The sequence below is a fragment of the Stagnihabitans lacustris genome (assembly GCF_025950525.1).
GTDB lineage: Bacteria > Pseudomonadota > Alphaproteobacteria > Rhodobacterales > Rhodobacteraceae > Stagnihabitans.
This window is the reverse complement of the sequence record NZ_JAPDGS010000002.1, coordinates 92,390-116,233: the sequence shown is the minus strand read 5'-3', so window position 1 is coordinate 116,233 and position 23,844 is coordinate 92,390. Positions and strand designations below refer to the sequence as shown.

Sequence of the window (23,844 nt, the reverse complement as noted above, 5' to 3'; positions counted from 1 at the left end):
CAAAGGGGACACGCATGAAACGCAATCGCCTGGGCCTGTCGGGCCTCACCGTCTCGGAACTCTGCCTTGGCTGCATGACCTTTGGCGCGCCTCTGCGCGGCGGCCATCCCTGGACCCTGCCGCGCGACCAGTCCGAACCGCTGATCCGCCAGGCTTTCGAGGCCGGGGTGACTTTCTTTGACACGGCCAATGTCTATTCGGATGGCAGTTCCGAAGAGATCCTGGGCGATTACCTTTGGACCCTGGCGCCGCGGGAAGAGATCGTCTTGGCCACCAAGGTTTACGGCGATGCGCAGCCCGACCGGGTGGGCCTGTCGCGGCGGCTGATCCTTCAGCAGATCGACGCCAGTTTGCGGCGGCTGAAGACCGATCATGTCGACCTGTATCAGATCCACCGCTGGGACCCGAACACGCCCATCGAAGAGACGATGGAGGCGCTGCATGACGTGGTGAAGGCGGGCAAGGCGCGGTATATCGGGGCCTCGACCATGTGCGCCTGGCAATTCGCCAAGGCGCAAGAGGTGGCGCGGGCCAATGGCTGGACGCGGTTCATCAGCATGCAGAACCAGATCAACCTGATCTACCGCGAGGAAGAGCGCGAGATGATCCCGCTGTGTCAGGATCAAGGGGTGGGCCTGATCCCCTGGTCGCCCATCGCCCGCGGTCGGCTGGCGCGCCCCCCGGGGGCCGAGACGGAGCGCACGCAAACCGATGCCTATGGCCGGTATCTTTATGCGCGGACCGCCGAGGCCGATGCGGAGGTGATCCGCGCGGTGCAGGACCTGGCCGAGGCCTTGGGCCGCACGATGGCGCAAGTCGCTCTGGCCTGGACGCGACAGAAACCCGGCGTCACCGCGCCGATCATCGGCTTTTCGCGCCCCGAGCAGTTCACCGAGACCCTGACCGGCCTGGACCTCGTGTTGTCGCCCGAAGAGATCGCAAGGCTCGAGGCGCCCTATATCCCCCATGTGGTGTTGCATTGATGACCCTGACGGCACCTTTGACGATCCGCGGCGTGACCTTCCCCAACCGGATGGTCGTCTCGCCCATGTGCCAGTATTCCCTGCGTGAGGGGCTGATGGGGGATTGGCACCTCGTCCACCTCGGCCGCTTTGCCTTGGGGGGCTTTGGCGCTGTGGTGGTGGAGGCCACCGGCGTGACGGCAGAGGGCCGCATCACCTATGGCTGTCCCGGCATCTGGTCAGAGGATCATATCCCGGGACTGGCCCGGGTGACCGGCTTCCTGCGCGGGCAAGGCGTGGTCTCGGGCATCCAGCTGGCCCATGCCGGGCGCAAGGCCTCGACCCTGCCGCCTTGGCGGATCGGGGAGGGGGCGGAGGCGGATGGCACGATGTGGCAGCCCGTGGCGCCCTCGGCCCTGGCGCATGGGCCCGACGCCCAGGTGCCGCGGGAGCTGACGGGGGATGAGGTGGCGGGCCTGCCGCAGGTCTTTGCCGAAGCGGCGGAGCGCGCGCTGCGGGCGGGCTTTGACTTCGTCGAAATCCACGGCGCGCATGGCTATTTGCTGAACCAGTTCCTGTCGCCCTTGGCCAATCACCGGACGGATGACTGGGGCGGGTCACGCGAAAACCGGATGCGCCTGCCCTTGGCCGTCATCGCGGCGGTGCGGGCGGTCTGGCCTGCGGATCGGCCGCTCTTCCTGCGGCTTTCGGCGGTGGATGGGGTCGAGGGCGGCGTGACGCTGGAGGATTCGATTGTCTTTTGCCAGAAGGCCGCGGCGCTGGGGGTCGATGTGTTCGACGTCTCGGCCACGGGCTTTGCGGGGGCCAAGGTCGCGCCGGGGCCGGGGATGTTCCTGCCCTTTGCCTCCGCCATCCGTCAGGCCACCGGCAAGCCGGTGATGGCCGTGGGGATGATGGATGATGTGGCCTTGGCCGCCGATGCCCTGGCCCGCGAAAAGGCCGATCTGGTGGCCATCGGGCGCGGCGCGCTGGATGATCCGAACTGGGCCTCTCATGCGGCCTTGGCTTGCGGCACGACGCCGCGCCAGGCCTGGACGAAACAAGTGGGCTATGCGCTGGAGCGCCGCCCTGTCAGGAGTGCGACATGACCTTTGCCATCGGACCGAACCAGACCGCCATCGTGACCGGAGCCGCCTCGGGCATCGGGCGCGCCGCCTGCATGGCCTTGGCCAAGAGGGGGATGCAGGTCGTGCTGGTCGACCTGCCCAGCCGGGCGCTGACCCAGGCCGCCCTCGCCTGCAACGGACGCGCCATCGCGGCCGATGTGGGCGACCGCGCGGGGCTGCAGTCTGTCGCGTCGCAGGTGGCCGACCTGCCGCCCGTGACCCTGGTGATGAACAATGCCGGCATGGGAGGGGACTCGGCCTGCCTGGGTGATCCGGGAGCCTTCGAGCGGACGCTGCGGACCAATCTTTGGGGGGTGATCAACGGGGCCCAGGTCTTCGGGCCTTTGGTCACAGAGGGGATGATCGTCAACACCGGGTCGAAACAGGGGATCACCACACCGCCCGGCAATCCGGCCTATAACGTCTCCAAGGCGGCGGTGAAGGCCTTTACCGAGGCCTTGGCCCATGAACTGCGGAACACAAGGCCCGAGGTCAGCGCCCACCTGCTGATCCCCGGTTGGGTCCATACCGGCATGACGGCGGCATCCGGCGCGCCGAAACCCGCTGGCGCCTGGACGCCCGAACAGACCGTCGATTTCCTGCTGGAAAGCCTGGCGCGGGGGGACTTCTATATCCTCTGCCCCGACAACGACACGCCCCGCGCGCTGGACGAGGCGCGGATCGCCTGGGCCGCGGGCGACATCATCCACAACCGCCCGGCGCTGTCGCGTTGGCATCCCGACCATGCCGAGGTCTTCAAGGCCAGCCTGGGCTAAAGCGTCGCGCCCCAGCGGACATGACAGTCGATCACGATGCGCGGGGTCTGATCGCCCCCCGCGCGTTGTTCCTCGATCAGGGACAGGATCGCGCGGACATAGGCCTTTTGGTCCAGCGCAAGCGACGTCAGGTCATGACAGGCCCAGCCGGCAATCTGGATGCCGTCCTGACCCACGATCCCCAGGTCGTCAGGCACCTTGCGGCCCATCAACCGCTCGGCCGCGTCGCGAAAGCCCACGGCCATGACATCATTGCCGCAGATCACCGCATCCAGCCTTTGACGCAGCATCACCACGGCCTCTTTATACCCGCTGTCATAGGTGTAATCGCCATGCCCCTCGGCCAGAAAGCCAAGGCCATGGGCGCCCAGCGCATCGGCAAACCACTGGCGGCGTTTCTTGTCGATATAGCTGGAGGCCCTTCCGCCCAGATAACCGAAGGCGCGGCGCCCCTGCGCCGCCGCCCGGTCGATGATGGCCCGCGCCGCCGCAGCGCCTTCGACCGCGATTTGCGCGGCCCGGGCGCTGTCCAGCGGCTGCGACGACACAATGATCGGCCGCGCGGTGCGAAAGATGCTGACCGCGTCATCCAGTGTCACCAGGTCGGAAAACACCACCACATGATCCACCTGATAGGTCGAAGCCAGCCGCATCAGCTGCAACCGGTCCTCATGCGCGCCACAGCACAGGACAATCGGCATCAGCGCCATCGCCTGCAGATGCACGATCAGCTCTTGCAGCTGTTCGGCCTCGGTCGGGTTCTGCACGGCATTGACCACCAAGGCCACAAGGCCCGAGCGTTGGTTGTTCAGCGACCGCGCCAGCGCATTGGGTTGGTAGTCATGCTGCGCCGCCAGCGACAGGATATGGCTGCGCGTCGCATCAGAGATCTTGGACTCCGGCGTGAAGGCCCGGCTGATCGTCGCCGAAGAGACCCCCGCCAGCCGCGCCAATTCCTTGGAGGTGATCCGCCTATTCATCCACCCGCACCGATTCCCCATCCCTGCTGGCCGAAAGCTTTATCGCATCCCAGAGCCTTGCGAAACGCAAGCCGTTCTGGATGGTCGAGGGGTTGGGGATCGCGCCCCGCCGCACCGCCAGAAAGGTGCGCATCGGGTTGTCGGTGATCTCGTCCTCTTCGCGGGTCCAGACACCGTTGCCATAGGAGATTTCGCGGCTGCCGCCCCAGGCGTCGATCCGCACCAGGGCGTTTTGGAAGAACAGCGTCATATGGCTGAAACAGCCCTTGGGCCCCTCGCCGGCCGCGTTCAGCGTTACCAAAACGCCGGATTTCGTCCGAGCGGATACCGCGCAGGTGATGTCCACCGGCTTGCCCCGGTTGTTCATATAGGCCGAGACGCGGTCGAAATCGGCGTCCAGCAGCTGACAGATCGTGTTCATCATATGGGCGCCGGTGTCGAACATGAAACCGCCGCCGCTGATGGCCGGGTCCTGTTTCCAGCCGCCGTTGTAGGCGTCCTTCCAGCCCTCCCAGATCGAACCCGAGACGCTGACGAGGGCGCCGAATTCGCCAGCCTCGATCCGGGCGCGGGTGTCGCGCACCAGCGGCGACAGCCCGCCGTTGAAGGCCACGACGATCAGGTTTCCGATGCGGTTCTGGGCGGCAATCAGCGCCTTGGCCTCGGCCACGGTCGTGACCATCGGCTTTTCCAGAAACAGGTCCAGCCCCGCTTCGGTCACGGCTAGGGCCTGTTCGCCATGCAGCACATGCGGGGTCGAGACATAGACCATGTCCAGATCCTTGCGACATTCCGTCAGCATCTGGCGGTAATCGGCATAGGCGCGGGGGCTGCCGCCGCTGACAGCGGCCAGCCGCGCGCAGGCCTGGGCCGACACATCCGCCACGGCCACAAAGCGCAGGTCCGGCATCTTGGCCCAACTGGCGGCATAGTCCACCGCCTTGCCGCCCGCCCCGATGACGCCGATGCGCAACTGCTCCATCTTCTCCCCCAGTGTAACCGTGTGCATGACCTTGGATAGGCGAAACTCGCGCCCCATCGCAAGCAAAATCAGGATAGGACAGAGGCTCTGACCGGGTTTCAAAACCCTCTTGTCAGATGATTGTAACCGTGTGCATGATCCTTGCGACTCGGAGGAGTCACCCAAGGGAGGAAATCACATGTTCAAGAAACCGCTTTTGGCGGCCGTGAGCCTTATTGCCCTGACCGCGCTTGCGGCTCAGGCCGAGACGATCCGCATCGCCGAACACCGCCAGGCCCGCATCGACGCGCTGAAAGCCGTGGCCCCCGCCATCGAGGCCAAGCTTGGGGTGACGATCGAGGTCATCGAATATCCGGCGCCGGAAAAGGACTATATGTCCAAGCTGCTGACCGAGCTGGGCGCGGGCAATGCGCCGGACGTCTTTACCGTGCCGGGCGACAGCGATGTGCCCGACCTGGCCACGGCAGGCTATGTCGCGCCGGTGACCGAGGCCTTTGCGGCCTGGGAGGGCGCGGCCCATACATTCGACGTGGCGAAAAGCCTGGCGACCGGGGCGGATGGCGTCATGTATGCCGTGCCGACCATGTTGTCGGTGCAGCAGATCTATTTCCGCCGCGATGTGCTGGAAAAGGCCGGGATTTCGACCGATCAGCCGAAGGATTGGGCCGACCTGATGGCCCGCGCCAAGGAGATCAAGGACAAGACCGGGCAATATGCGCTGCTGTTCCCGATGGGCGCCTCCTGGGGCGGCGGGGCCTTTGGCGAGGGGTTCCAATACATGCTCGCCGGCACCGATACGCCGCAACTGGTGGCGGCGGGTGGCAAGCTGGACCTGTCCAGCACCGGGGTCAAGGATGTGCTGACCTTCTATGCCGACCTGGTCAATGCCGATCTGATGCCGGTCGATCCCCTACTGGGGCCAGAGCCCTGGGTGATCCCGAAGTATGAGATGTTCCCGGCCGGTCAACTGGTTGCGACGACCTGCGGGACCTGGTGCTATATCTATGACTGGGGCCCCGAGTCCAAGAACCCGATCCCTGATGTGACCAAAGCCGTCGGCACCTGGGAGGTTCCGGGCAAGGCGGGCGGCAATGGCCATGTGATGGTGTCCTTGAACTCGCCCTGGTTGGTCAATGCCAATGCCTCGCCGCTGGCGACCCAAGTCGCGCTGGAACTGGGCTCGGTCGCGGCCGATGTCGCCTATGCCAGCCGTCTGGGCAATATCCCCGCCCGCCGCGATGCCGGCGACGACGCCGAGTTCCAGAAGCTGACGGCCCTTGTGCCGGTGCTGAAGGCGGTCGAGAACGGGACTTACCTGCAGGCCTCGGCGGGCTTCAGTGCGGTGTCCGAGGGCGTGGCGCGGGCGACCGAAGCCATCCTGCGCAAAGAGACCGACGGCGCGGGCGCACAGAAGATCCTGGTCGACTATGTCACCGACGTTCTGGGCCCCGACGCGGTCCAGTGACGTCGTAAGGCGGGCGCGGCTCCTCCCGCGCCCGCCGCTTTCTCGGCAAACCCCTATCTCGGCAAACCCCCATCCCCGGCAACCCTAGTGACCTATCAATCCCGCGCCCAATGGCAGCTGCGGCTGATCCTTCTGCCCTCGGCGGCGCTGCTTTTGGCGCTGGTGATCTGGCCCGCGCTTTATGCCGTCTGGCTTTCGTTCACCAATGCGGCGCTGGTCGGCCCCGGAGCCGCCAATCCCCGCTTTGTCGGTCTGCGCAACTATGCGCGACTGGTGGGAGATGGTGATTTCTGGAACTCGCTGATGGTAACGGGGCTTTTCGTCCTGGGCTCGGCCATCATCGGGCAATTCGTGCTGGGCCTGGTTTCGGCGGTGCTGTTGAACCGGCCTTTGCGGTTCCGCGCGGTGTTCAACGCGATCATCCTTTTGCCCAATGCGGTGCCCGAGGTCGTGGCGGGGTTCCTGTGGATTTCCATGCTGGCGGGCGGCGAAAGGGGCGTCCTGTCGCGGATCGTCATGGGCCTGGGGTTACAGCCGCAAGACTGGCTGAACACCTTCCCCCTGACCATGATCATCGTCGTCAACACCTGGCGCGGGATTGCCACGGCGATGATCCTCCTGACGGCGGGCCTCTCCTCGGTGCCGAAAGAGGTCCATGAGGCCGCCGTGATGGACGGCGCAAAGCCGGGGCAGATCTTTCGCATGATCACCCTGCCGCTGATCCTGCCGACGATCTTTCTGTATATGCTGATCTCGACCGTTTCGACGATCTCGATCTTTGGCTTCGTCTATGCCCTGACCCGAGGCGGCCCGGGCGGCGCGACCGAAATCTTGGGGATTTACCTGTATAATCAAAGCTTCACCGCCTATCAGCTGGGCTATGGCGCGGCTGTGGCCGTGGTGTCGCTGGTCTTCTCGCTGATCGTGGGGGTGATCTATGTCCGCGCCCTGAAGGTTGAGGTCTGACATGGCCAAACGCCCGCAGCTGATGGCCTATGCCACCTTGTCGCTGATCTCGGCCTATTGCGCCTTGCCCTTCTTTTGGGCGGCGCTGGCCTCGTTCGACGGCAACGCCAGCCTGTTCCTGAAATGGCCCGAGGATTGGACGACCGCCAATTACACCCGCATCTTCACGGTGGAAAACGGCCTGACATGGTTCATGAATTCGCTGATCGTGGTGGGGGCGGCGACCGTGCTGACCATGGTTCTGGGGGGGCTGGGCGGCTATGCGCTGTCGCGCAGCAACGCCTGGTGGAAGCGGCCCTTCCTGTATACGATCCTGCTGATCCGGGTCGTGCCGCCGCCCGCGCTGATCGTGCCGCTTTACAAGGTGCTTCTGACCGCCAACCGCGCCGTCCAAGAGGTCCTGCGCGCCGTCCTGCCGCCCGACATGCTGCGCCCGGCGATGCGGGTCTTTGGGCTGGTGGACGGCTATCTGGGCATGATCCTGATCCTGACCGCGCTGCAACTGCCGCTGGCGCTGTGGATACTCAAGACCTTCTTCGACACGGTGTCGCGCGATTACGACGAGGCTGCGCTTTTGGACGGCGCCAGCCTGATGCAGCGCATCCGCCTGGTGCTTTTGCCGCTGGCCCTGCCGGGCTTGGCGGCGGCGGGGCTCTTCGCCTTTATCTCGGCCTGGGGCGATTTCCTGATGCCGCTGATCTTCATCTCTTCGCCCGAGCTGCAGATGCTGCCCCTCGGGCTTTTCCGCGCGTTTTTGCGCGTCAACACGGTGGACTGGGGGTTCCTGACGGCGCTCGCGGTTCTGTATATGGTGCCTTCGGTCGTGGCCTTTGGCTTCGCCCGCGGGTTCCTGGTCCGCACCTTTGGGGGCGGGGTCAAAGGATGAAAGGAACCGACATGATCAACGTGACCATCTGGAACGAGGGCCGCCACGAAAAGCGCGATGCCCCGGTGGCGGCGATATACCCCGACCGCATCGACGGAGCCATCGCGGCGGGGCTGGTGGGCGATTTCGCCATCACCCGCGTGACGCTGGACGACCCGGAACAGGGCCTGCCGCAGGACCTTTTGGACCGGACCGATGTGCTGCTGTGGTGGGGGCATCTGGCGCATGACGAGGTGTCCGATGACCTGGTCTCCCGCATCCAGCAGCGCATCGTGGCTGGCATGGGGCTTGTGGTGCTGCACTCGGGCCACCACTCGAAACTCTTTGGCCGCATGATGGGGACCAATGCCAACCTGTCCTGGCGCGAATTGCCCGAAGGCGACCTGGAACGTGTCTGGGTCATCGACCCCGCGCATCCCATCGCCGAGGGCCTGCCGCCCTATTTCGAAATCCCCGCCTCGGAGATGTATGGCGAGCCCTTTGACATCCCCCAGCCCGACGAGCTGATCTTTCTGTCGTGGTATTCCGGAGGCGAGGTCTTTCGGTCGGGTTGCACCTTCAAACGCGGGCGGGGGCGGATCTTTTTCTTCAGCCCGGGGCATGAGACCTTTCCGATCTATCATGACGCGCATGTTCACCGGGTGATCAGCAATGGCATCCGTTGGGCGCATCAACCGCATCGGGATGGCCGCATCCTGGCCAATTGGCACCGCGCCGCGCCGCTTCACCCCAAGCCCTGAGGCATCATGACCGGCCTGCAACTGACCAACCTGTCGAAATCCTATGGCGGTCATCGGGTGATCCATGACGCCAGCCTGACCGTGCATCCGGGGGAATTCGTCGTCTTTGTCGGCCCCTCGGGCTGCGGGAAGTCGACGCTGTTGCGGATGATCGCGGGACTGGAAGAGATCACATCTGGAAGCCTGCAGATCGGCGGCCAGGTGATGAACGACGTCAACCCGGCAGAGCGCGGCGTGGGCATGGTATTTCAAAGCTATGCTTTGTATCCCCATATGACGGTGGCGCAGAATATGGGGTTTTCGCTGCGAGTGGCGGGCAAGCCCCCGGCCGAAATCGCCGCCCGTGTGGCAGAGGTGGCCCAGACCCTGCAACTGACCCCGCTGTTGGACCGCCGGCCTGCGGCCCTGTCGGGCGGTCAGCGTCAGCGCGTGGCCATCGGGCGGGCGATCCTGCGGCGGCCCAAGGTCTTCCTGTTCGACGAGCCCCTGTCGAACCTGGATGCCGAACTGCGCGTCACCATGCGGATCGAGATTGCCCGCCTGCACCGCCAATTGGGCGCCACGGTGGTCTATGTGACCCATGACCAGACCGAGGCCATGACGCTGGCCACCCGCATCGTCGTTTTGCGCGCCGGCCGGATCGAGCAGGTCGGCGCGCCCTTGGACCTGTATCACGACCCGGCCAATACCTTTGTCGCGGGCTTTATCGGCAGCCCGCGGATGAACCTGATCCCGGCCGAGGTTCTGGGGGTCTCGGCCGCTGGGTTGGACCTGGCGCTGACCGGGCTGGATGCGCGGGTGACGGTGCCGGGGCGGGCTGCGGTCGGCGACCGCGTGACGCTGGGCCTGCGCCCCGAGGATTTCGACCCCTTGGGCGCGGCCGAACTGACGCTAGAGGTCGATGTGGTCGAACACCTGGGCGCCGAAAGCTTTGCCTATGCAAGGGGCGGGGACCTGACCCTGATCCTGTCGGCCCGCGGGGTGCCAGAGGTCAAGCCCGGCCAGGGCTGCACCGCCCGCTTCGACCCCGCCCGGGCGCTTTTGTTCGACGCGTCGGGCCAGCGGCTGCGCCCCTGATCCGGGGCGCGGTTGACTTGGGCCAGGTCAGCGCAAAGTCTGCTTCCGGTTTCAAACAAGCGGCACCCTGCTGACGATGCGGGCGAAATACGGGTTGAAGGCCATGTCGGACCTTGCCCAACTGGACAGAGGCGCGGTCCTGCAAAGCCGCGAGATCGCAGAACGGCGGGGGATTTCCAAGAAATTCCTGAATGCGATCTTTGCCGATCTGCGGGTCGCGGGGCTGGTCTCCAGCCGCAAAGGGCCGGGGGGCGGCTAGATGCTGACCCGCCCGGCCAAGAATGTGTCGGTGGGCGAGATCGTGCGACTTCTGGACGGGCCGCTGGCGCCAGGGCATGACCCGAAGGCGCTGTGGCAATGCCCAGCCGCGTGCGGTCCGACCCGATCAGCCCCAGCCGCACAAGGCTGGCCCCGTGGCCAGAACGACGCGGTCGACCGTCAGGCGGCGCAACTCGGCCTGACCCCGCGGACGGACGGTCAGGCTCAGGTCCGCACGGCCCTCGGCCGAGATCAGCCGCGCGGCCATGGTTTCCAACGGCCCCGCGGCGGTCAGCGCCTCGGCGGCAGCCGCGGTTTGCGGCGCGATGCGAAAGCGGTGGATGTCCCACAGGCTGCGCAGGTGGCGGATCAGACGCAGGCGCTTGACCACGGGCAAAGCGCCCCAGACCGCGGGCCCCTGCGCCCGCAGCGTGGCCAGGATATCCGAAGCCGTCAGCCCATTGCCGATGATCGCCAGCCGGTCGTTCGCCCCGATGACCTCCAGCGCGCCGGGCGCCAGAGGGTCGGCCACATAATCGCCAAACCGCGCGCGGGAGGTAAAGGCATCGCCATTCGCCGCGCGGTCTGCCGGTCCAATCTGCGGCAAGGCCTGACGCTTCAGCCAACGGGCGTAGTCGTCGGGAATCTCGGTGCGCAGCGTCATCTTGGCATCGGGCACGTTCAACCTGTGCTCCGGGTCGGTGGCGGAATTGGCCAGGCCCGCCCCCAGCCGCGGCCTTGGTTCGACCTCCACGATGCGCAGGCCGAAATTGCCCTGGCCCCATTGTGCCGCGCCGGGTGGAAGGCGACCCCGGCGCCCGAAAGGCCTCCGCCCAGGATGGCCACGGTCAGGGGGGGCACACTTTGGGAGCCCATGTTTTCAGGACGATGACCGCGCGTTTGATCTCGGCCAGCGCGTCGGGCTGAAAGGCCGGATCGACCGAGCCGATCCTAGCCAAAAGCGGGCTGTCGCCGACGATCTCGGCAATCGTGTCATTGGGGAGATGCTGGATGGGCGTATGGCGAGACCGGCTTCAGCCAAGAGTTCGATGACATTCAGACGTGCGACCGGGTCGGCTACGGCCAAGTCCAGGATGAATTCGGGGACACCAAGGCGCTGATGCAGCACATCCAGCTCGGCGCGCACATCGGCGCTGGCGCCGGTCAGGACCGAGGGCTTGCGGGCCTTGACCCTATAGCTCTGGCCGCCCGACTGGCGCGCAAACTCGGCCGCGGCCTCTTCGCCCGGCAGGTTGACCTTGGTGCCATCGGCCAAAGTCACCTTCAGGATGCAATGGTCCGCACCCTGCGCTTCGGCCTCGGCGCGGGTCGGCGCGATGATGGCCGCCAAAGCCAGCGAGGGCTTGCCCCCAAAGGCCGCAAAAGCGCAGGAGATCGCCCCGGGATTGCCGTCGTGATGCCCGGCATAGGTGAAGCCCCAACCCAGCCGCGCAGCCAAGGCGGCGCTGTCCGACGAGGCGCCCAGAAGAAAGCGCTGCACCACGCCTTGCGGCTGCACCAGGGCGCCGTTCAGCGGATGGTCCGCCGGAAGGGTGCCCCGCAGGAAATGCGTGAGCTCCTGAAGCTTGGTCACGAAATCACGGCGGGTCCCGTGTTCGGACTGCGGCGCCCTTGTGCCATGCAGCATGCCGCCGGGTGCCTTGCCGATCCCCAGATCGACCCGACCGGGCGCCAGCGTGCCGAAGACCTCGGCCCCCTTGTAGGGGCTGTAATGCTGCAACAGGACCCCGCCCGTGCCGATGCGGATGCGCTTGGTGACGGCCAGAAGATGCGCCGCCCGGATATCGGGGGCCGAGCTGGCGCGTTGCGGCACGCCATGATGTTCGGCAAGCCACAGGCGGTGATAGCCCAAACGCTCTGCCGCCTTGGCGAAGGCGATCGAGGTTTGCAGGGCCTCGGCGGCGGTGCCCTTGGGGGCAACCGGGCCCTTGTCGAGGAGAGAGATGACATAGGGCATGACAGAGATGCTTTCGCAGCAGCTGGGGGGGGCGCGCTAAAAGTCTATCAATTTGGTAGACAGCTTGAAGGAAAGCATGAAATCAGGATTTTCTTTGTGCGGCCGATTTCTGTGGCGCTCTTCTGTTCTGGATGAGGTTTCGAGAATAAACTCCCCCATGCGGCGAATAATCCAAGTCGCGGGGGTTTCGCGCAGCTGACGGGAAGAGATGAGGGATGACGGAATAGTCTATATAAATGAAAGTCCAATCAGGGTCTTCGGGTGTCATCCCGGGGAAGCGGTGTGGAAATCTCTGCCCTTTCCCCGCGTCCAAAACCAAAGATCACCGAGCCGGAAAGAGGCGCCTGCCCTGGCTGCGACAGGATCACCCAACCTGTCCCGCCGAAACGCCCCCCGGAAACGCCTCATGAAACGCAACCCACCTCGTCCACCGACAGAAGCTTGACCGCAAGCCGAACAGGGCCGCCCGAAAGGGCCCAAGCACGGCGAAAGAGAGAGGTGGAGGTTGACCCAAGGCGATGCAACCGCAAGGCCTCGCCAAGGTTCAGACCAAAGACGCGCAGGAAACCTGTGCCCTCCGAGAGGAAATCAGACAGGCCCCCGACAATCGCGGGAACCAAGTTGCCCAAGCCCGACCGCGCAGGAGCAGACCGGGGTTCGTCCGTCACGACGCCATGATCCCCGCCCAAACCGCCCAATGGGGAAAGCGAACGAGCCAGGCGAAAGCCCAAACCTTTGAAAGCCACAACCTCATCCCCGCGGGGGCGGGGAACAGATTTTCGAACGGGGATCGACACCGGCCAGACCCGGGTCATCCCTGCGGAGGCGAGGAACAGGGCAATCCCTACCGGCTCAAGGTGTTCAAAGCCGGGTCATCCCCGCGGGGGCGGGGAACAGGCCCTCGGAGTCCGCGCCATTGTTCAGCGAGGCGGGTCATCCCCGCGGGGGCGGGGAACAGGGCAACCGTCGATTTGGGCGGTGGCGGCGGGTCGGGTCATCCCCGCGGGGGCGGGGAACAGTGCTGATCGACGGCGCAATCCTGATCCTGGTGCGGGTCATCCCCGCGGGGGCGGGGAACAGCTCGTCCAAACCCCAATCCAGTAGGTGACGCCCGGGTCATCCCCGCGGGGGCGGGGAACAGGCGGCACTCGGACACGACGTTTGGTCGTGCGACGGGTCATCCCCGCGGGGGCGGGGAACAGTGAGCGCAATCCACCGCGCCCCACCTGGCCCGCGGGTCATCCCCGCGGGGGCGGGGAACAGCGGATGGACGGGCGGCAACAATCGGCAGTCAGCGGGTCATCCCCGCGGGGGCGGGGAACAGGGGTTGCCTATCTCGCGCTTGAGGTCCGCAAGCGGGTCATCCCCGCGGGGGCGGGGAACAGTGCCCTGCGCAGCCTGTCCAGCACGGTCGGCTCGGGTCATCCCCGCGGGGGCGGGGAACAGGAGTGCTGGTTGGCCATTTCGTGTGTCTCGGGCGGGTCATCCCCGCGGGGGCGGGGAACAGGCAGTCATGCCGGGGAGCCAAGCGATATCCCACGGGTCATCCCCGCGGGGGCGGGGAACAGGGCCGAAGCGCCGCCAGAGGCCGCGCCTACCTCGGGTCATCCCCGCGGGGGCGGGGAACAGCCACGTCGCGCCGCCGAAATACTGCATGACCGCGGGTCATCCCCGCGGGGGCGGGGAACAGTGTGGGTGCCGAATGCGCTTTTGCCTGAAGGTCGGGTCATCCCCGCGGGGGCGGGGAACAGTTGTCCACGATGCGGGTCATTGCGGCGATCTGCGGGTCATCCCCGCGGGGGCGGGGAACAGCACCCCGGTAATATGGGTCATGGGGATTGCCTCGGGTCATCCCCGCGGGGGCGGGGAACAGTGCGCCCGCTCAGACTTGCTGATCCCGGACGTCGGGTCATCCCCGCGGGGGCGGGGAACAGTCCCTGCGCTGTCTTTATCCGTGACGTCTATGCGGGTCATCCCCGCGGGGGCGGGGAACAGTCTTCGTGGAAACTATTGATCTCACGTAATATTCACGATGTCAAAGAGCGCACCGAAATTTTGGCGTCGAAAACGGGCTTGCCGGGCGGCCCTCCGGACTTGGGAGTCACGGTCTTGGGGCTGGTCGTCCTCCCTCAAGGGGGGAGTTGTGTCCTGGTCAGGGGTTCATCCGGTCAAGAGGTTTGGGCCCCAGGCTTCCGGTCTCAGGCTTCCGGTCTCAGGCTTCCGGTCTCAGGCTTCCGGTCTCAGGCTTCCGGTCGGGGTCCGCATGAAGGCCCCCGCTTTCGGGGCCAGCTTTCGGGGCCTGCCCGACACCAGACTTGACGTCATCGCTTTCTGGCCTCCTCGGGCAGGAAGCTGACGAGGGTCATCCCATCGAAATCGGTGGGCACGCGGCGGTTCCGGCCATGGGTGCGAAAGGCAAAGCCCTGGTCGGTCGGTGCCTTCCAGGCCATCACCGCGTCGCCCTCGTCAATGAAGGACACGACCTGATCCCAGATCATCTCGCGGGTCTTGGCCGAGTAGTCGCCGACATAGACCCCGGCCCGCAGCTCGAGCAGCCAGGCGGTCAGGCGGCCGCGCAACCGGGGCGGCGCGTTTGTCACCACGACGACCATCACGTTGGGCCGCCCCCGCGGTGGCCTCATCCCCGGCGGGCTTGTCGGTGAAAGAGGGCGCGATGGCCTCGGGGGCGGGGTCGGGACGCGGCAGATCGCCGGCGGACAGGACCTCTTCGATGGCGGGGATGATCTTTTGCAACAGGCCCGTGCTGCGAAAGGCATCGCGGCAGGCCAGGCGGACGGCGCGATCCGGCGCCATGTCCAGCTTGCCCTTGGCGGCCAGCCCCGCGATGCGGAAGGCCTCGGGGACCACGGTCTGGAGTTTATACAGGTCGGCGATGTCATAGACGAAAGACAGCGGCCGGCCGCGGTGCAAAAAGCCGATGGCGGGGGCATAGCCTGCGGCAAGGACGGCGGCTTCGGTCAGGCCATGCAGGCAGGCGGTGGCGGCGGAGAGGCAGCGGTTGGGGATATCGCCCGCCTCCCAATCGGCGGCATCATAGGCGCGGCGCTTCCAGTCGACGCCGTATTGCCGGGCCAGAAGCGCATAGGTTTCGCGGACCCGGACGCCCTCGATGCCGCGCAGCTGATCGACCGAACGGCGCTGGGGCGCGTCCTCGCCAAAGCGCAGGGCGAACATCTTGCGCACGACACGCAGGCGGGCGGATTCGTCCAGGGCGATGGCGGCTTGCCACAAAAGGCGGTCGGCCCGGGCGCCTCCGGGTTGGCCGGCCGAGTAAAGCCGGACGCCGCCTTCGCCGACCCAGGTGATCAGCGTGCCGACCCGGGCCGCCAAAGCCACGGCGGCATGAGAGATCCGCGCGCCGGGTTCCAGCATCAGGCCCGCCAATCCGCCCACCGGGATCTGGGTGCGCGTGCCATCAGCGTTCACCGCCACAAAGGCGCCGTCCAGCACATCCAGTTGCGCGCGTTCCACAAAGACCAGCGAGGCGCGATCCTTGATCGGGATCGGGGCGGGGGGCGGCAGGCCTGCACCTTCGCTCATGCCCGGCGGATCAGCATGAGGCCGCAGCCATAGGACTTGGCGCGACCGAAGCCCTGCGAAAGCGCCGCGACGAAGGCCGCGGGATCGGTGACGGTCAGCATGCCGGTCATGTCCAGGATGCCGAACTGCGGCTGATCCTTGCGCGGGCCACGATGGCCCGGCAGGGCTGCGACGGAATAGTCGCCGACCTGCAAGGACAGGATGGAAAAGCCGGATTTCGCGCCCTGGCGGTCCATCCAGGCGCGGCCCTCGGTCTGGGCAAGCTCCATCCGCCGGGCGGCGCGCTCGGCCTGGGGCAGGCCATGCAGCGCATCCATCACCACATCGACGCGGCCCTTGCCCTTGCGGTCACGGGTCGCATTGGCCCGAAGCGCAAAGGCCAAGCGGTCGCCCTCGGCCAGCTGGGGGGCGAAGTCGCGGGTCTCGGGCGGGGCAAAGAGGTTTGACGGTTCTGGCGGGCGGGCGGAGAGGGTCATGAAGGCGCCGGGGGCCTCTTCGCGCCACAAAAAATCGCGGCGGCGGTCGGGGCCATCGGTGAAGGCCGCCCACAAAAGCCGGTGGTGGGCGTCCATGCGGCGGGCGGGGTCCTCGGGGTTCAGGATGGCGTTCAGCGCCGCCGTCTGGGGCGCCTTGGAGAGGGAAAGGCGCGAGAGGTAAAGCGTCATGCGGCACCTTTGGGCAAGTCGATGCGAGAGATAGCCACGCGGCGGGAGGCAAAGTGCCACAGGCCCCGGTCGATGGCGCGGTCGTGGCGGGTTTCGACATGGGCAGCGGCGTCGGCGGCGTCGGTGATCCATTGCGCCTGGGTCGGGCGCGACAGCCAGGCGGGCAGCTGCAGCGCGGTCAGCGCCTCTTGTGGGGTGGCGCAAGTCACGATCCGTGGCGCGGTCGGGGCTGAAAGCGGGCAGGATTTGCGCCCGAAATACAGGGTGAAATGCGGGTGTTGCAGGGCCTGGGCCAGGGGCTCCAAATCCCCACCCCAGACCACGACGCCACAGGCCACGCCCACCCGGTAATCGCGCAGGGTGATCGTCGTATTGGCGCGCAATCCGGCCTCGCGCAGCGCCTGGGGCCGGGAGTTCGGGCGTTTCACCGCCGCAGAGGGCACGGTTTGCACGGTGTGATAATCGCGCAACGGAGCGCCGGGATCGAGGACGGCCACAGCGACCGAAAGGGCCTCCAGGGCGCTGAAATCCTCATCGCGGCGGATGCCAAGCGCCGCGCCCAAGAGGCCCAGGACGGCAGAGCGCCCCGGCCAGACGAGAGAGCCGCGCCGCTCATGCCCCGCAAGGTCTCCCATCGCCGCAAGGGTCGCGGCGAGGGTAAAGACAAGATGGGGTTGCATCACGGCTCCCCGATGGAGGCGGCGGCAAAGGTGGCGATCTCGGCCAGGGTGCCGGACAGGCCCACCTGCATCACGGCGCGGTCGTCCCAGGTCCGGCCATAGGCCTGGTCGATGGCATCGGCAGTCTTTTCCAGTGCGGCGACCGAGGTTTCAAGCCAGGGCTGCGCCTTGATCGGGGCAAAGAAAGCGCCGGTCAGGTCGCGCGGCGCCCCAGTGCCCCGCTCGGCCCGGATGTAATGGGCGCGGGGGTGGTGGGCATGGGAATTCTGCTTGCCCTTGGGGGTCGAGGTCGCCAAGGCGCGGGCAAGCGCCTCCAGCCCCTTGGCGGCCAGTTCGCGGTCGCCGCCGAGGTTTTCCACCAGAAGGTCGACGTTGACGCAGACATATTGATAATAGATTCCCGAGCCGAAACCGCTTTCCCCCAGGTGCCCTGCCCCGGTGTCCTCGGCCTTGTTCAGGTCATCGACGGCGGAATACCAATCCTCTTCGGCCTGGGCCGCATGGGTGGTGATGGCATGGGCGACCTGCACCGCAGCATCGCGGTTGAACTCGGCGTCATCGGCCAGCATCCGGCCGAACATGGCGATATCCAGCGCGCCATCGGCCTTGCGCAGGACCAGCTTTTTCAGGTCCTTGTCCTTGGGCAGCGCCTCGCCGCTGGCGGCCTTGACCGCCAATTCCTCGGCCAGCGCCCATTCGGCGGGCGAGATGAAGGCGAGCGTCGTGGCCACGCGTTCCTCGGGGGCGTCCTTTTTCGGGGTGTCCAGCTTGCCAAAGATGCTGGCCACCTCTTCGGCGGCCTTTTGCACGGCAGCGGGGGGCAGGTCGCGGGCCAGAAGCGCGGTCTTCAGCTTTTCAAACAGCCGCTTGGTCCGCGTGCCCTGATGATCGGCCAGGTCCAGCGCAAAGAAGGTGCTTTCGCGCAAGGCCCGCTTCACGGACTGAGAGGACATGCGCAGGCGGGGGGCGCCGCCCACCATGGCCTGTTTCGGCCGCCCCTGGTCATCGCGGTTCGGGTTCGAGGGGCCATAGCTGGTCAGAATATGGAACTGAAGGAAGGTGGTCATTGGGAAATCTCCTCGGTCTTGTTGGCTTGAGGGGCCAGAATCTGAGGGGCCGGCGCCCCGTAATAGTGAAAGCACCAGCGCATGCGGGTGGCCTCGGACCAGTCCAAGAGGTCAGGGCCAAGGGCCGCCACGTTGCAAACCCCGTCGGCCATGGCGATGGCGCGGCGCATGAGGGCGGTCAATTCCGGCTCTTCGGCGCGGAGCAGTTTCTGGAAACGCAGGGTGGACAGGATGGGATCGGTGCCACCCAAGCGCTGCGCCAGGCTTTGGTTCGAATGTTCACGCACCTCGGCCAGAAGGCAGGCCAGCCGCGCCAGCGCCACGCCGTCGCGCAGGTTCAGCGCGCGGGACAGGTCGTGCACCTCGCCCTCGGCCAGGGCCGCCACCGGATCGGCGCGGCGCAGCCTTGCGGCCAGCGCCTTCGCCCGGCCGGTCTCGCGTTTGCCAAGATGGGTGGACCACCAGCCCAGGATGATGGCGCCCCGGGATTTTTCGGGGGATTGCGGGGGCTCGGTCATGCCGCTTTGCCTTTCTTGGGTTTTTCGGGCTTGGTCAGCTCCAGCGCCGTGAAAATCTTGTCACCATAGGCGCCATAGCCCTTGAAGGCCGCGCCCAGATAGCCACGCGCCTTGACGATGGCTTCGATCCGGTCGGTCTCGCGCTGATCCAGGCCAGGAAGCGCCAGGGCGTCAAATTGGCGCATGGCTTGGGCGGACAGGTCGGCAAGCCAGGCCTCGGCCACCGCAGCGCCACCTTTCAGCGCCGCGAAATGCGACAAAAAGGCCGCCTCGGTCGCCTGGTAAAAGGCCTCGCGTTCCGCCTCGCGGGCCTCGCCGCCGGCCAGCACGGGTTCCAGGGCCGAACGCAGGGCCAGCGCCGCCTGCTCCGCCGCCTGGATCATGCCACGCAGAGAATCGGTGCCTTCGGGCGACAGATCCACCATGGGCTGGACCGACCAGGTGAAATCGCGGGGCTTCATGTTGTCCATCGCCCAACCGGCCAGGATCACCTTGGCCGCGGCCCCGGTTTCCTTGGACCGCGAGTCCCAGTCGCGCAGGCAAGTGGCCAGATCGCGCAAGCCGTCCTGACCGACCTCGGCCAGGATGCCCAGCCAATGCCGATAGCCGAAGATCCCGGCGCGGGGATGGACTGGCAGCAGCTCGGTCCCTGGTTTCTGGCGGTAATAGGGCGTCAGAGGATGGGTCCAGAACGCGTAATTCGTGCCCCAGGGCTTTTGGACCACCCCATTCACGGCCGCCTCACCGATCAGCCGCAACCGGCGCGGCATGCCGAAAAAGGCCTCGACCGAAGGGGCTTTGGTGGGCGGCAGGGTCTCGGCGCCCTTGTCCGACACCCGGGTGGCGCGCGTCCAGGGCAGGTCGGCGGGTTTGCCGGGGGTGCCCTCGGGGACATTGGCCCAAATCAGCGACCACAGCCCCTGCCCCGGGTCGACCAGCGTCACCAGAGGCCCGCCGCCGCGCATCGAGGTGCGGTTGCCCGCGCCCCCGGCTGGCGCATGGGCCTGAAAGGCGAACAGCGCCATGGCAGCCAGCGGCAGGTCCAGCGACGGGTAGCGCGCGCGGTGGACCATCAGATCGGCGTTGTTCTTGGCCGCATTGGCCCCCGCGCTGTCGATGAACAGCATGTCGGGCGGGTTTGGCTCGCCCTCCAGCTTTTCCAGGTCTTGCAGGAAAAGCGGGCCGTCCCCCAGCAGGTTGAAGGCGGGGGCAAAGGGGGCGAGCCTTTCGCGCAGGCGGTCGGGGTCGGGCGGCTGGCGGGTGATCCAATCGCCAAGATCAGCGGGCGGATCAGCCATGAAAACCAGGCCGATGAGAAGCTCCAGGCAAGCGATGTTCAGATCGGCCCGGGGCCAATCGGGGAAAGACAGGCGCGCGTCGGCCATCTGCCAGGGGGCGATGAGCCGACGCGCGCCGTGCTGATCCAGAACGGGGATCCAGGCGTCGGAAATGAGGTTCAGTGACATGGGGGGCCTTTGAAATGCGCAATCTTCAGGAGAAGTTCACCATGACGAATCGCGTGAGGGAAGAGGGGGACATGGGGTGGATGACAGGATTTGTCGCGGATAAGGCGGCGCAAGTCCCGGGCTGCGCCTCAAGGACTTGTGCTGGATGGGGCAGAGCCTTGGGACGTTGTATCGGGGAGCGGGCTGGGTCAAACCCTGCCCTCCACGACCTTGAACAGCGGACTTTTGATCGACCCTGGTTCCGGTCCGTTCACGGCCAAGCCATCACCGGACCTGCTGCCGCGCCAAGACGGTCCTGGCCGCAACGCGTCTATGACCGGGCGGAGTGGGGGTCGGCCTGAGCGGATCGCACCGCGCCGGGAACATGCAAGGCAAATAGCCAACTGCGGGCCATCCCCGTCAGGACGGGGCCGGATAGACCATCCCCAGATCGGGGTCATAGCGCAAGCCCTCACAGATGGTGCCGTCGGCGGCCAGGGGCAGGACTGTCACCGTCTCTTGGCGCCATTTGGGCCAAGTGGCCCTGAGGGCCAGGATATCGGGGCGGGACTGATCCGGCACAGGCAGCGCGGCCAGCCTGCGGGTCGACAGGGTCAGTTCGGACAGCGCAAGCGGCTCGTCCGGGAAAAGCGGGGTCAGCGCCTCGCCTTGGCGCGCCAGCACCACGGTGGTTTGCGGCTCTCCCAAACGGGTGGGATAGCTGGCGTCGTCGTCGCCCCGCCCCTCGGCCCGGTAAGTTTTGCTGGCGTCCACCACATTCTGCCAGGCCAGCGCGCCCTTGGCCTGATCCTGGCCCCAGGCCTCGATCTCGGCGCGTTCCAGCAGAGGAGGAACGGCGGGTATGTCGCCATGCGCGGCCTCGATCAACCCGCGCAGGCCCGAAGGCGCGACAATCTGCCCCGCGGCAAAGAGGTGATGCGCCGTCCGCCACAGCAGGGCCTGGGGATAGACCCAGGCGCCACGGTCCAGCACCTGATGCAGCCAACGCGCGGTCGTGACCTGCGCCGGATCGGGCGAGACCACGTGCAGGACGGGCCGGGGCACAGGGCGGGTGGCCAAAGGTCGGCGGTCCATATGCCGCCAAAGCCGCCCGGCCCGCTGGATCAAGGCCGCCATGGGGGCGAGATCGCTGACCATCACATCGAAATCCAGGTTCAACGAGGATTCCAGAACCTGGGTCCCCACCAGGACACGGCCTGCCCTGCCCTCTCCGTCCGGGCCAAAGCGGCCCAGCTGATCCGCCTCGATCCGCTTGCGGTCCCCCAGGGCATAGCGCGCGTGCAAAAGCGCCGCCGGAACGCCCGCCGCCCGCAGCGCCTGCACCGCCGCGATGGCGTCATCGACCGCGTTGCGCACCCAGACGCAGGCGGCACCCTTGGCCGCGGCCTCGGTCAGCAGGCGGATCGCGGCATCGGCATCGGGCAGCCGCTCGACCGCCACCGCCCCCTTCGCGCCGGTCTTTTGCGGCAGATCGCGGCGGCGCGCGCCTTTGGCGATGGTCAGGGCGGGATAGGCCGGATCAGGGTCCGGCCCATGATCATAGATGTCCAACAGCGCCTGGCGCTGGTTCAGGGGCAGCGTCGCGGTCATCAGGATGGCAGAGCCCGCGGCCGCGCGGTGCATGGTCAGAACCTGGCGCAAGATGCGGTCGATATAGGGCTCTCCCATCTCGTGGACCTCGTCGACGATCAGGATCTTGGATGACAGGCCGTAATGCCGCAGCGTCTGCCATTTCACCGGAAGCGCCGACAAAAGCGCCTGGTCGATGGTGCCGACGCCGATTTCGGCCAGCAAAGCGCGGCGGCGGCTTTCGGCCAGCCATTCGGTGCAGCCCTGATCCTCGGGCGCGTTGGGCCGGGGCTGCACCAGATCGCGGAAGGTCTGGGACAGCGCCGCACGCCCATGAGCCAGGGTCAGGGTCGGGGCGCCGTGAAACATCGCCCGCAAGTGACGCGCCGAGCGGGCAAACATCGAATCCGCCGTGGCCATGGTGGGAAGGGCAAAGAACAGCCCCCTGCCCTTGCCTGCCAGAAGCATGCGTTGCGCCAGCAGCATCGCGGCCTCGGTCTTGCCCGATCCGGTCTCGTCCTCGATCACCGCCAGCATCGGACCTTCGGGCAGGGGAAGGCCGGCGCAGGCCTCTTGCATGGGGCGCAGGGAGGGCAGCGACAGAAAGCTGTGGTCCGAAGCCCGCGCGCCGCCCAGCCCAGCCCATTGGACAGCCACCATGGCCTTGGCGCGCGCCTGGGTCAGATAGTCGGCCAGGGGCAGCGGATCGGCGCAGGGCGGGAACCAGTCGACATTCGACCCGATCCAGTCCGCGGCCGAGGTCAGCCCCGGCAGCCACCAGGACAGCCGCCGCGCCTCGGCCTCGGTCAGTCCCGCCAGCGCGGCATCGGGCCAAAGGGCAAGGACCGCGTGCAGGAAGGCCAAAGCATCGGCCTGGGCCTCGGGTCCTGCATGTTTCAACGCTTTGCGCCGCTCGGTGTCGTTTTGCAAACCTGGCTCGGAGGGGCGCCCGTGATGGCCGGAGACGGCCTCGATCAGGGGGATCAGCACGGCGGTCCCCGGGCGCAAGGCCGCGGCAAGCACGGCACGGTTGTGCAGCAAAAGGACCTCGCTGACCTCCCAATGACGCCTGCCCTGAGGTCGCGCCCCCGCGATCATCGCCCGGAAGTCGGCGTTGAACTTGCCGATATCATGCAGCGCGACCAACACGGTGAGGGCGGATTTCAGCGGTGCCGCAAGGGGTTCGGGCGCAAGAAGGCGCTCGGCAACGGCGGCCACGTCCAGCATGTGATAGGCCGCAGGGTGCTGCGGGCCACCCGGGATCAAGGCGCTTTTACCGGGCCAGTCAAGGATTGCCACGGAATGTCTCCTGCAAATCGGCGGCGTGTCGGGGAAATGGGGCGGGAAGGGAAGCAGGGGTTATCGGACCAGGGTGGTCCGGCAGCACGGGATGTGATGATGGGGGGTAAAGGGTGACATTCCCTGTCATGTCCAGATCGGGTGGTCGCGTCGCGATGCCACGGCCATGGACGGATTTTCGGATGGACTGGCACAGGGCAATTCGACAGGCGCCCGACGAAGGCGTCGCGGTCCCGGCTTGTTCCCGTCTGAAAGTCGGGACCGCAACGCAATGATGTGGGGGCTGCAACCCGACCCTGAAAGACGGTGCAGCCCCCGGACTCGCGATGGCCGAAGTGACCCCGCGTTACTCCGGCTTGTTACTCCGGCTTGGCGGCGACCCATGTGATACTGCCGAGCTTTTGATCATCCACCGCAGAATCCACATGACCATCGCCGTTCTGGCCGGTCGATGCGTCAAACGAAAAGCCTTCGATCACCCAGCAAGGGGCCACGCCACAGCCCATGCCCTTGCCGGACTGGCCCGCAACAGTGAAGGGGAAAGAGCCGCCACCCGACATCAGGACATCAGGTGTCTGGCTCTCCCAGGTGTGAATCCCTGTGATGCTTTTGACCAGTTTGACATCGACCGTGTCGCCATCCGGCCATTGCAGCGAAACAATGATCTCTGTTGCAGAAGCTCAGGCCGGGAAGGCGATCAACACACAGCCCGCAAGCATCAATTTCAGCTTTTTCATCGCAAACTCCGTTTCAATACACGTCATCCGGGACACATCGGGCTGCCCCTTGCCCGCTTCATCCGCAAGGTCTGGCAGACAAAGG

At 66.5% G+C, this 23,844-nt stretch carries 22 protein-coding genes and 1 CRISPR repeat array; of the genes, 9 read left to right on the top strand and 13 right to left on the bottom strand.

Features of this window, described 5'->3' with window-relative positions; genetic code table 11:
• The first annotated feature begins 14 nt into the window (after positions 1-14).
• From NX862_RS05180 to NX862_RS05170, 3 genes are read left to right on the top strand one after another with little or no spacing between them, the layout of a single operon-like run.
• Entirely contained in the window at positions 15-983 is a 969-nt protein-coding gene (locus NX862_RS05180; protein WP_264492825.1) for an aldo/keto reductase, read from the top strand.
• Positions 983-2,071 (top strand): NADH:flavin oxidoreductase/NADH oxidase, encoded by a 1,089-nt coding sequence (locus tag NX862_RS05175; RefSeq protein WP_264492824.1) that lies wholly within the window; start codon positions 983-985, stop codon positions 2,069-2,071. Before NX862_RS05180 ends, NX862_RS05175 begins: the two co-directional genes overlap by 1 nt.
• Positions 2,068-2,865, top strand: coding sequence for an SDR family NAD(P)-dependent oxidoreductase (locus tag NX862_RS05170; RefSeq protein ID WP_264492823.1), 798 nt, complete (start codon positions 2,068-2,070; stop codon positions 2,863-2,865). Before NX862_RS05175 ends, NX862_RS05170 begins: the two co-directional genes overlap by 4 nt.
• Here NX862_RS05170 and NX862_RS05165 read toward each other — a convergent pair.
• Positions 2,862-3,845 carry a LacI family DNA-binding transcriptional regulator gene (locus NX862_RS05165; protein WP_264492822.1) on the bottom strand — a complete coding sequence of 328 codons (984 nt, stop codon included), beginning with the start codon at positions 3,843-3,845 and terminating at the stop codon, positions 2,862-2,864. The genes NX862_RS05170 and NX862_RS05165 overlap by 4 nt on opposite strands.
• Complete coding sequence (locus NX862_RS05160) at positions 3,838-4,854, bottom strand: Gfo/Idh/MocA family protein (protein WP_264492821.1); 1,017 nt, start codon at positions 4,852-4,854, stop codon at positions 3,838-3,840. The genes NX862_RS05165 and NX862_RS05160 overlap by 8 nt, the downstream gene beginning before the upstream one ends.
• A 151-nt stretch (positions 4,855-5,005) precedes the next feature.
• Here NX862_RS05160 and NX862_RS05155 point away from each other — a divergent pair, with 151 nt between their 5' ends.
• The 6 genes from NX862_RS05155 to NX862_RS05130 all read left to right on the top strand — a co-directional run bounded on the left by NX862_RS05155 (position 5,006) and on the right by NX862_RS05130 (position 10,220).
• Positions 5,006-6,292: an ABC transporter substrate-binding protein gene (locus tag NX862_RS05155; RefSeq protein ID WP_264492820.1), complete on the top strand. Its 1,287-nt coding sequence runs from the start codon at positions 5,006-5,008 to the stop codon at positions 6,290-6,292.
• 87 nt (positions 6,293-6,379) lie between these two features.
• Entirely contained in the window at positions 6,380-7,258 is an 879-nt protein-coding gene (locus tag NX862_RS05150) for a carbohydrate ABC transporter permease (RefSeq protein ID WP_264492819.1), read from the top strand.
• Position 7,259: 1 nt separating this feature from the next.
• Positions 7,260-8,144, top strand: a complete 885-nt coding sequence (locus NX862_RS05145; protein WP_264492818.1) for a carbohydrate ABC transporter permease — start codon at positions 7,260-7,262, stop codon at positions 8,142-8,144.
• 11 nt (positions 8,145-8,155) lie between these two features.
• A complete protein-coding gene (locus tag NX862_RS05140) occupies positions 8,156-8,884 on the top strand; it encodes a ThuA domain-containing protein (RefSeq protein WP_264492817.1) in 729 nt (242 codons plus the stop codon).
• Positions 8,885-8,890: 6 nt separating this feature from the next.
• Positions 8,891-9,961 carry an ABC transporter ATP-binding protein gene (locus NX862_RS05135; protein ID WP_264492816.1) on the top strand — a complete coding sequence of 357 codons (1,071 nt, stop codon included), beginning with the start codon at positions 8,891-8,893 and terminating at the stop codon, positions 9,959-9,961.
• A 76-nt stretch (positions 9,962-10,037) separates the two neighbouring features.
• Positions 10,038-10,220, top strand: a complete 183-nt coding sequence (locus NX862_RS05130; protein WP_264492815.1) for an RrF2 family transcriptional regulator — start codon at positions 10,038-10,040, stop codon at positions 10,218-10,220.
• A 126-nt stretch (positions 10,221-10,346) separates the two neighbouring features.
• Here NX862_RS05130 and NX862_RS05125 read toward each other — a convergent pair whose 3' ends face one another.
• From NX862_RS05125 to NX862_RS05075, 11 genes are all read right to left on the bottom strand, one after another.
• Positions 10,347-10,973 carry an FAD/NAD(P)-binding protein gene (locus NX862_RS05125; RefSeq protein ID WP_264492814.1) on the bottom strand — a complete coding sequence of 209 codons (627 nt, stop codon included), beginning with the start codon at positions 10,971-10,973 and terminating at the stop codon, positions 10,347-10,349.
• 126 nt (positions 10,974-11,099) lie between these two features.
• Complete coding sequence (locus NX862_RS05120) at positions 11,100-12,197, bottom strand: MsnO8 family LLM class oxidoreductase (RefSeq protein WP_264492813.1); 1,098 nt, start codon at positions 12,195-12,197, stop codon at positions 11,100-11,102.
• A 746-nt stretch (positions 12,198-12,943) separates the two neighbouring features.
• Positions 12,944-14,192: direct repeats of the CRISPR family, unit length 29 nt; unit sequence CGGGTCATCCCCGCGGGGGCGGGGAACAG.
• Positions 14,193-14,518: 326 nt separating this feature from the next.
• A complete protein-coding gene (cas2e, locus tag NX862_RS05115) occupies positions 14,519-14,776 on the bottom strand; it encodes a type I-E CRISPR-associated endoribonuclease Cas2e (protein WP_264492812.1) in 258 nt (85 codons plus the stop codon).
• Entirely contained in the window at positions 14,664-15,758 is a 1,095-nt protein-coding gene (gene cas1e, locus NX862_RS05110; protein ID WP_264492811.1) for a type I-E CRISPR-associated endonuclease Cas1e, read from the bottom strand. The genes cas2e and cas1e overlap by 113 nt, the downstream gene beginning before the upstream one ends.
• Positions 15,755-16,423, bottom strand: a complete 669-nt coding sequence (cas6e, locus tag NX862_RS05105; protein ID WP_264492810.1) for a type I-E CRISPR-associated protein Cas6/Cse3/CasE — start codon at positions 16,421-16,423, stop codon at positions 15,755-15,757. The genes cas1e and cas6e overlap by 4 nt, the downstream gene beginning before the upstream one ends.
• Entirely contained in the window at positions 16,420-17,103 is a 684-nt protein-coding gene (gene cas5e, locus NX862_RS05100) for a type I-E CRISPR-associated protein Cas5/CasD (protein WP_264492809.1), read from the bottom strand. Before cas5e ends, cas6e begins: the two co-directional genes overlap by 4 nt.
• Positions 17,103-18,170, bottom strand: coding sequence for a type I-E CRISPR-associated protein Cas7/Cse4/CasC (gene cas7e / locus NX862_RS05095; RefSeq protein ID WP_264492808.1), 1,068 nt, complete (start codon positions 18,168-18,170; stop codon positions 17,103-17,105). The genes cas5e and cas7e overlap by 1 nt, the downstream gene beginning before the upstream one ends.
• On the bottom strand, positions 18,167-18,688 hold the full coding sequence (gene casB / locus NX862_RS05090; protein WP_264492807.1) for a type I-E CRISPR-associated protein Cse2/CasB: 522 nt from the start codon (positions 18,686-18,688) through the stop codon (positions 18,167-18,169). The genes cas7e and casB overlap by 4 nt, the downstream gene beginning before the upstream one ends.
• Entirely contained in the window at positions 18,685-20,154 is a 1,470-nt protein-coding gene (gene casA, locus NX862_RS05085) for a type I-E CRISPR-associated protein Cse1/CasA (RefSeq protein WP_264492806.1), read from the bottom strand. Before casA ends, casB begins: the two co-directional genes overlap by 4 nt.
• A 399-nt stretch (positions 20,155-20,553) precedes the next feature.
• Positions 20,554-23,022, bottom strand: coding sequence for a CRISPR-associated helicase Cas3' (gene cas3 / locus NX862_RS05080; RefSeq protein WP_264492805.1), 2,469 nt, complete (start codon positions 23,020-23,022; stop codon positions 20,554-20,556).
• 359 nt (positions 23,023-23,381) lie between these two features.
• Positions 23,382-23,582 (bottom strand): hypothetical protein, encoded by a 201-nt coding sequence (locus NX862_RS05075; protein ID WP_264492804.1) that lies wholly within the window; start codon positions 23,580-23,582, stop codon positions 23,382-23,384.
• Between the last annotated feature and the right edge of the window lie 262 nt (positions 23,583-23,844).

Bases quoted from the DNA above. Each gene is read 5' to 3' on its own strand.
- casA (WP_264492806.1), bottom strand. From the start codon at position 20,154: ATGTCACTGAACCTCATTTCCGACGCCTGGATCCCCGTTCTGGATCAG.
- NX862_RS05120 (WP_264492813.1), bottom strand. From the start codon at position 12,197: ATGCCCTATGTCATCTCTCTCCTCGACAAGGGCCCGGTTGCCCCCAAG.
- cas1e (WP_264492811.1), bottom strand. From the start codon at position 15,758: ATGAGCGAAGGTGCAGGCCTGCCGCCCCCCGCCCCGATCCCGATCAAG.
- NX862_RS05155 (WP_264492820.1), top strand. From the start codon at position 5,006: ATGTTCAAGAAACCGCTTTTGGCGGCCGTGAGCCTTATTGCCCTGACC.
- NX862_RS05145 (WP_264492818.1), top strand. From the start codon at position 7,260: ATGGCCAAACGCCCGCAGCTGATGGCCTATGCCACCTTGTCGCTGATC.
- NX862_RS05170 (WP_264492823.1), top strand. From the start codon at position 2,068: ATGACCTTTGCCATCGGACCGAACCAGACCGCCATCGTGACCGGAGCC.
- NX862_RS05175 (WP_264492824.1), top strand. From the start codon at position 983: ATGACCCTGACGGCACCTTTGACGATCCGCGGCGTGACCTTCCCCAAC.
- NX862_RS05135 (WP_264492816.1), top strand. From the start codon at position 8,891: ATGACCGGCCTGCAACTGACCAACCTGTCGAAATCCTATGGCGGTCAT.
- NX862_RS05180 (WP_264492825.1), top strand. From the start codon at position 15: ATGAAACGCAATCGCCTGGGCCTGTCGGGCCTCACCGTCTCGGAACTC.
- cas6e (WP_264492810.1), bottom strand. From the start codon at position 16,423: ATGACGCTTTACCTCTCGCGCCTTTCCCTCTCCAAGGCGCCCCAGACG.
- NX862_RS05140 (WP_264492817.1), top strand. From the start codon at position 8,156: ATGATCAACGTGACCATCTGGAACGAGGGCCGCCACGAAAAGCGCGAT.
- NX862_RS05130 (WP_264492815.1), top strand. From the start codon at position 10,038: ATGCGGGCGAAATACGGGTTGAAGGCCATGTCGGACCTTGCCCAACTG.
- NX862_RS05165 (WP_264492822.1), bottom strand. From the start codon at position 3,845: ATGAATAGGCGGATCACCTCCAAGGAATTGGCGCGGCTGGCGGGGGTC.
- NX862_RS05075 (WP_264492804.1), bottom strand. From the start codon at position 23,582: ATGTCGGGTGGCGGCTCTTTCCCCTTCACTGTTGCGGGCCAGTCCGGC.
- casB (WP_264492807.1), bottom strand. From the start codon at position 18,688: ATGACCGAGCCCCCGCAATCCCCCGAAAAATCCCGGGGCGCCATCATC.
- cas5e (WP_264492809.1), bottom strand. From the start codon at position 17,103: ATGCAACCCCATCTTGTCTTTACCCTCGCCGCGACCCTTGCGGCGATG.
- cas7e (WP_264492808.1), bottom strand. From the start codon at position 18,170: ATGACCACCTTCCTTCAGTTCCATATTCTGACCAGCTATGGCCCCTCG.
- NX862_RS05160 (WP_264492821.1), bottom strand. From the start codon at position 4,854: ATGCACACGGTTACACTGGGGGAGAAGATGGAGCAGTTGCGCATCGGC.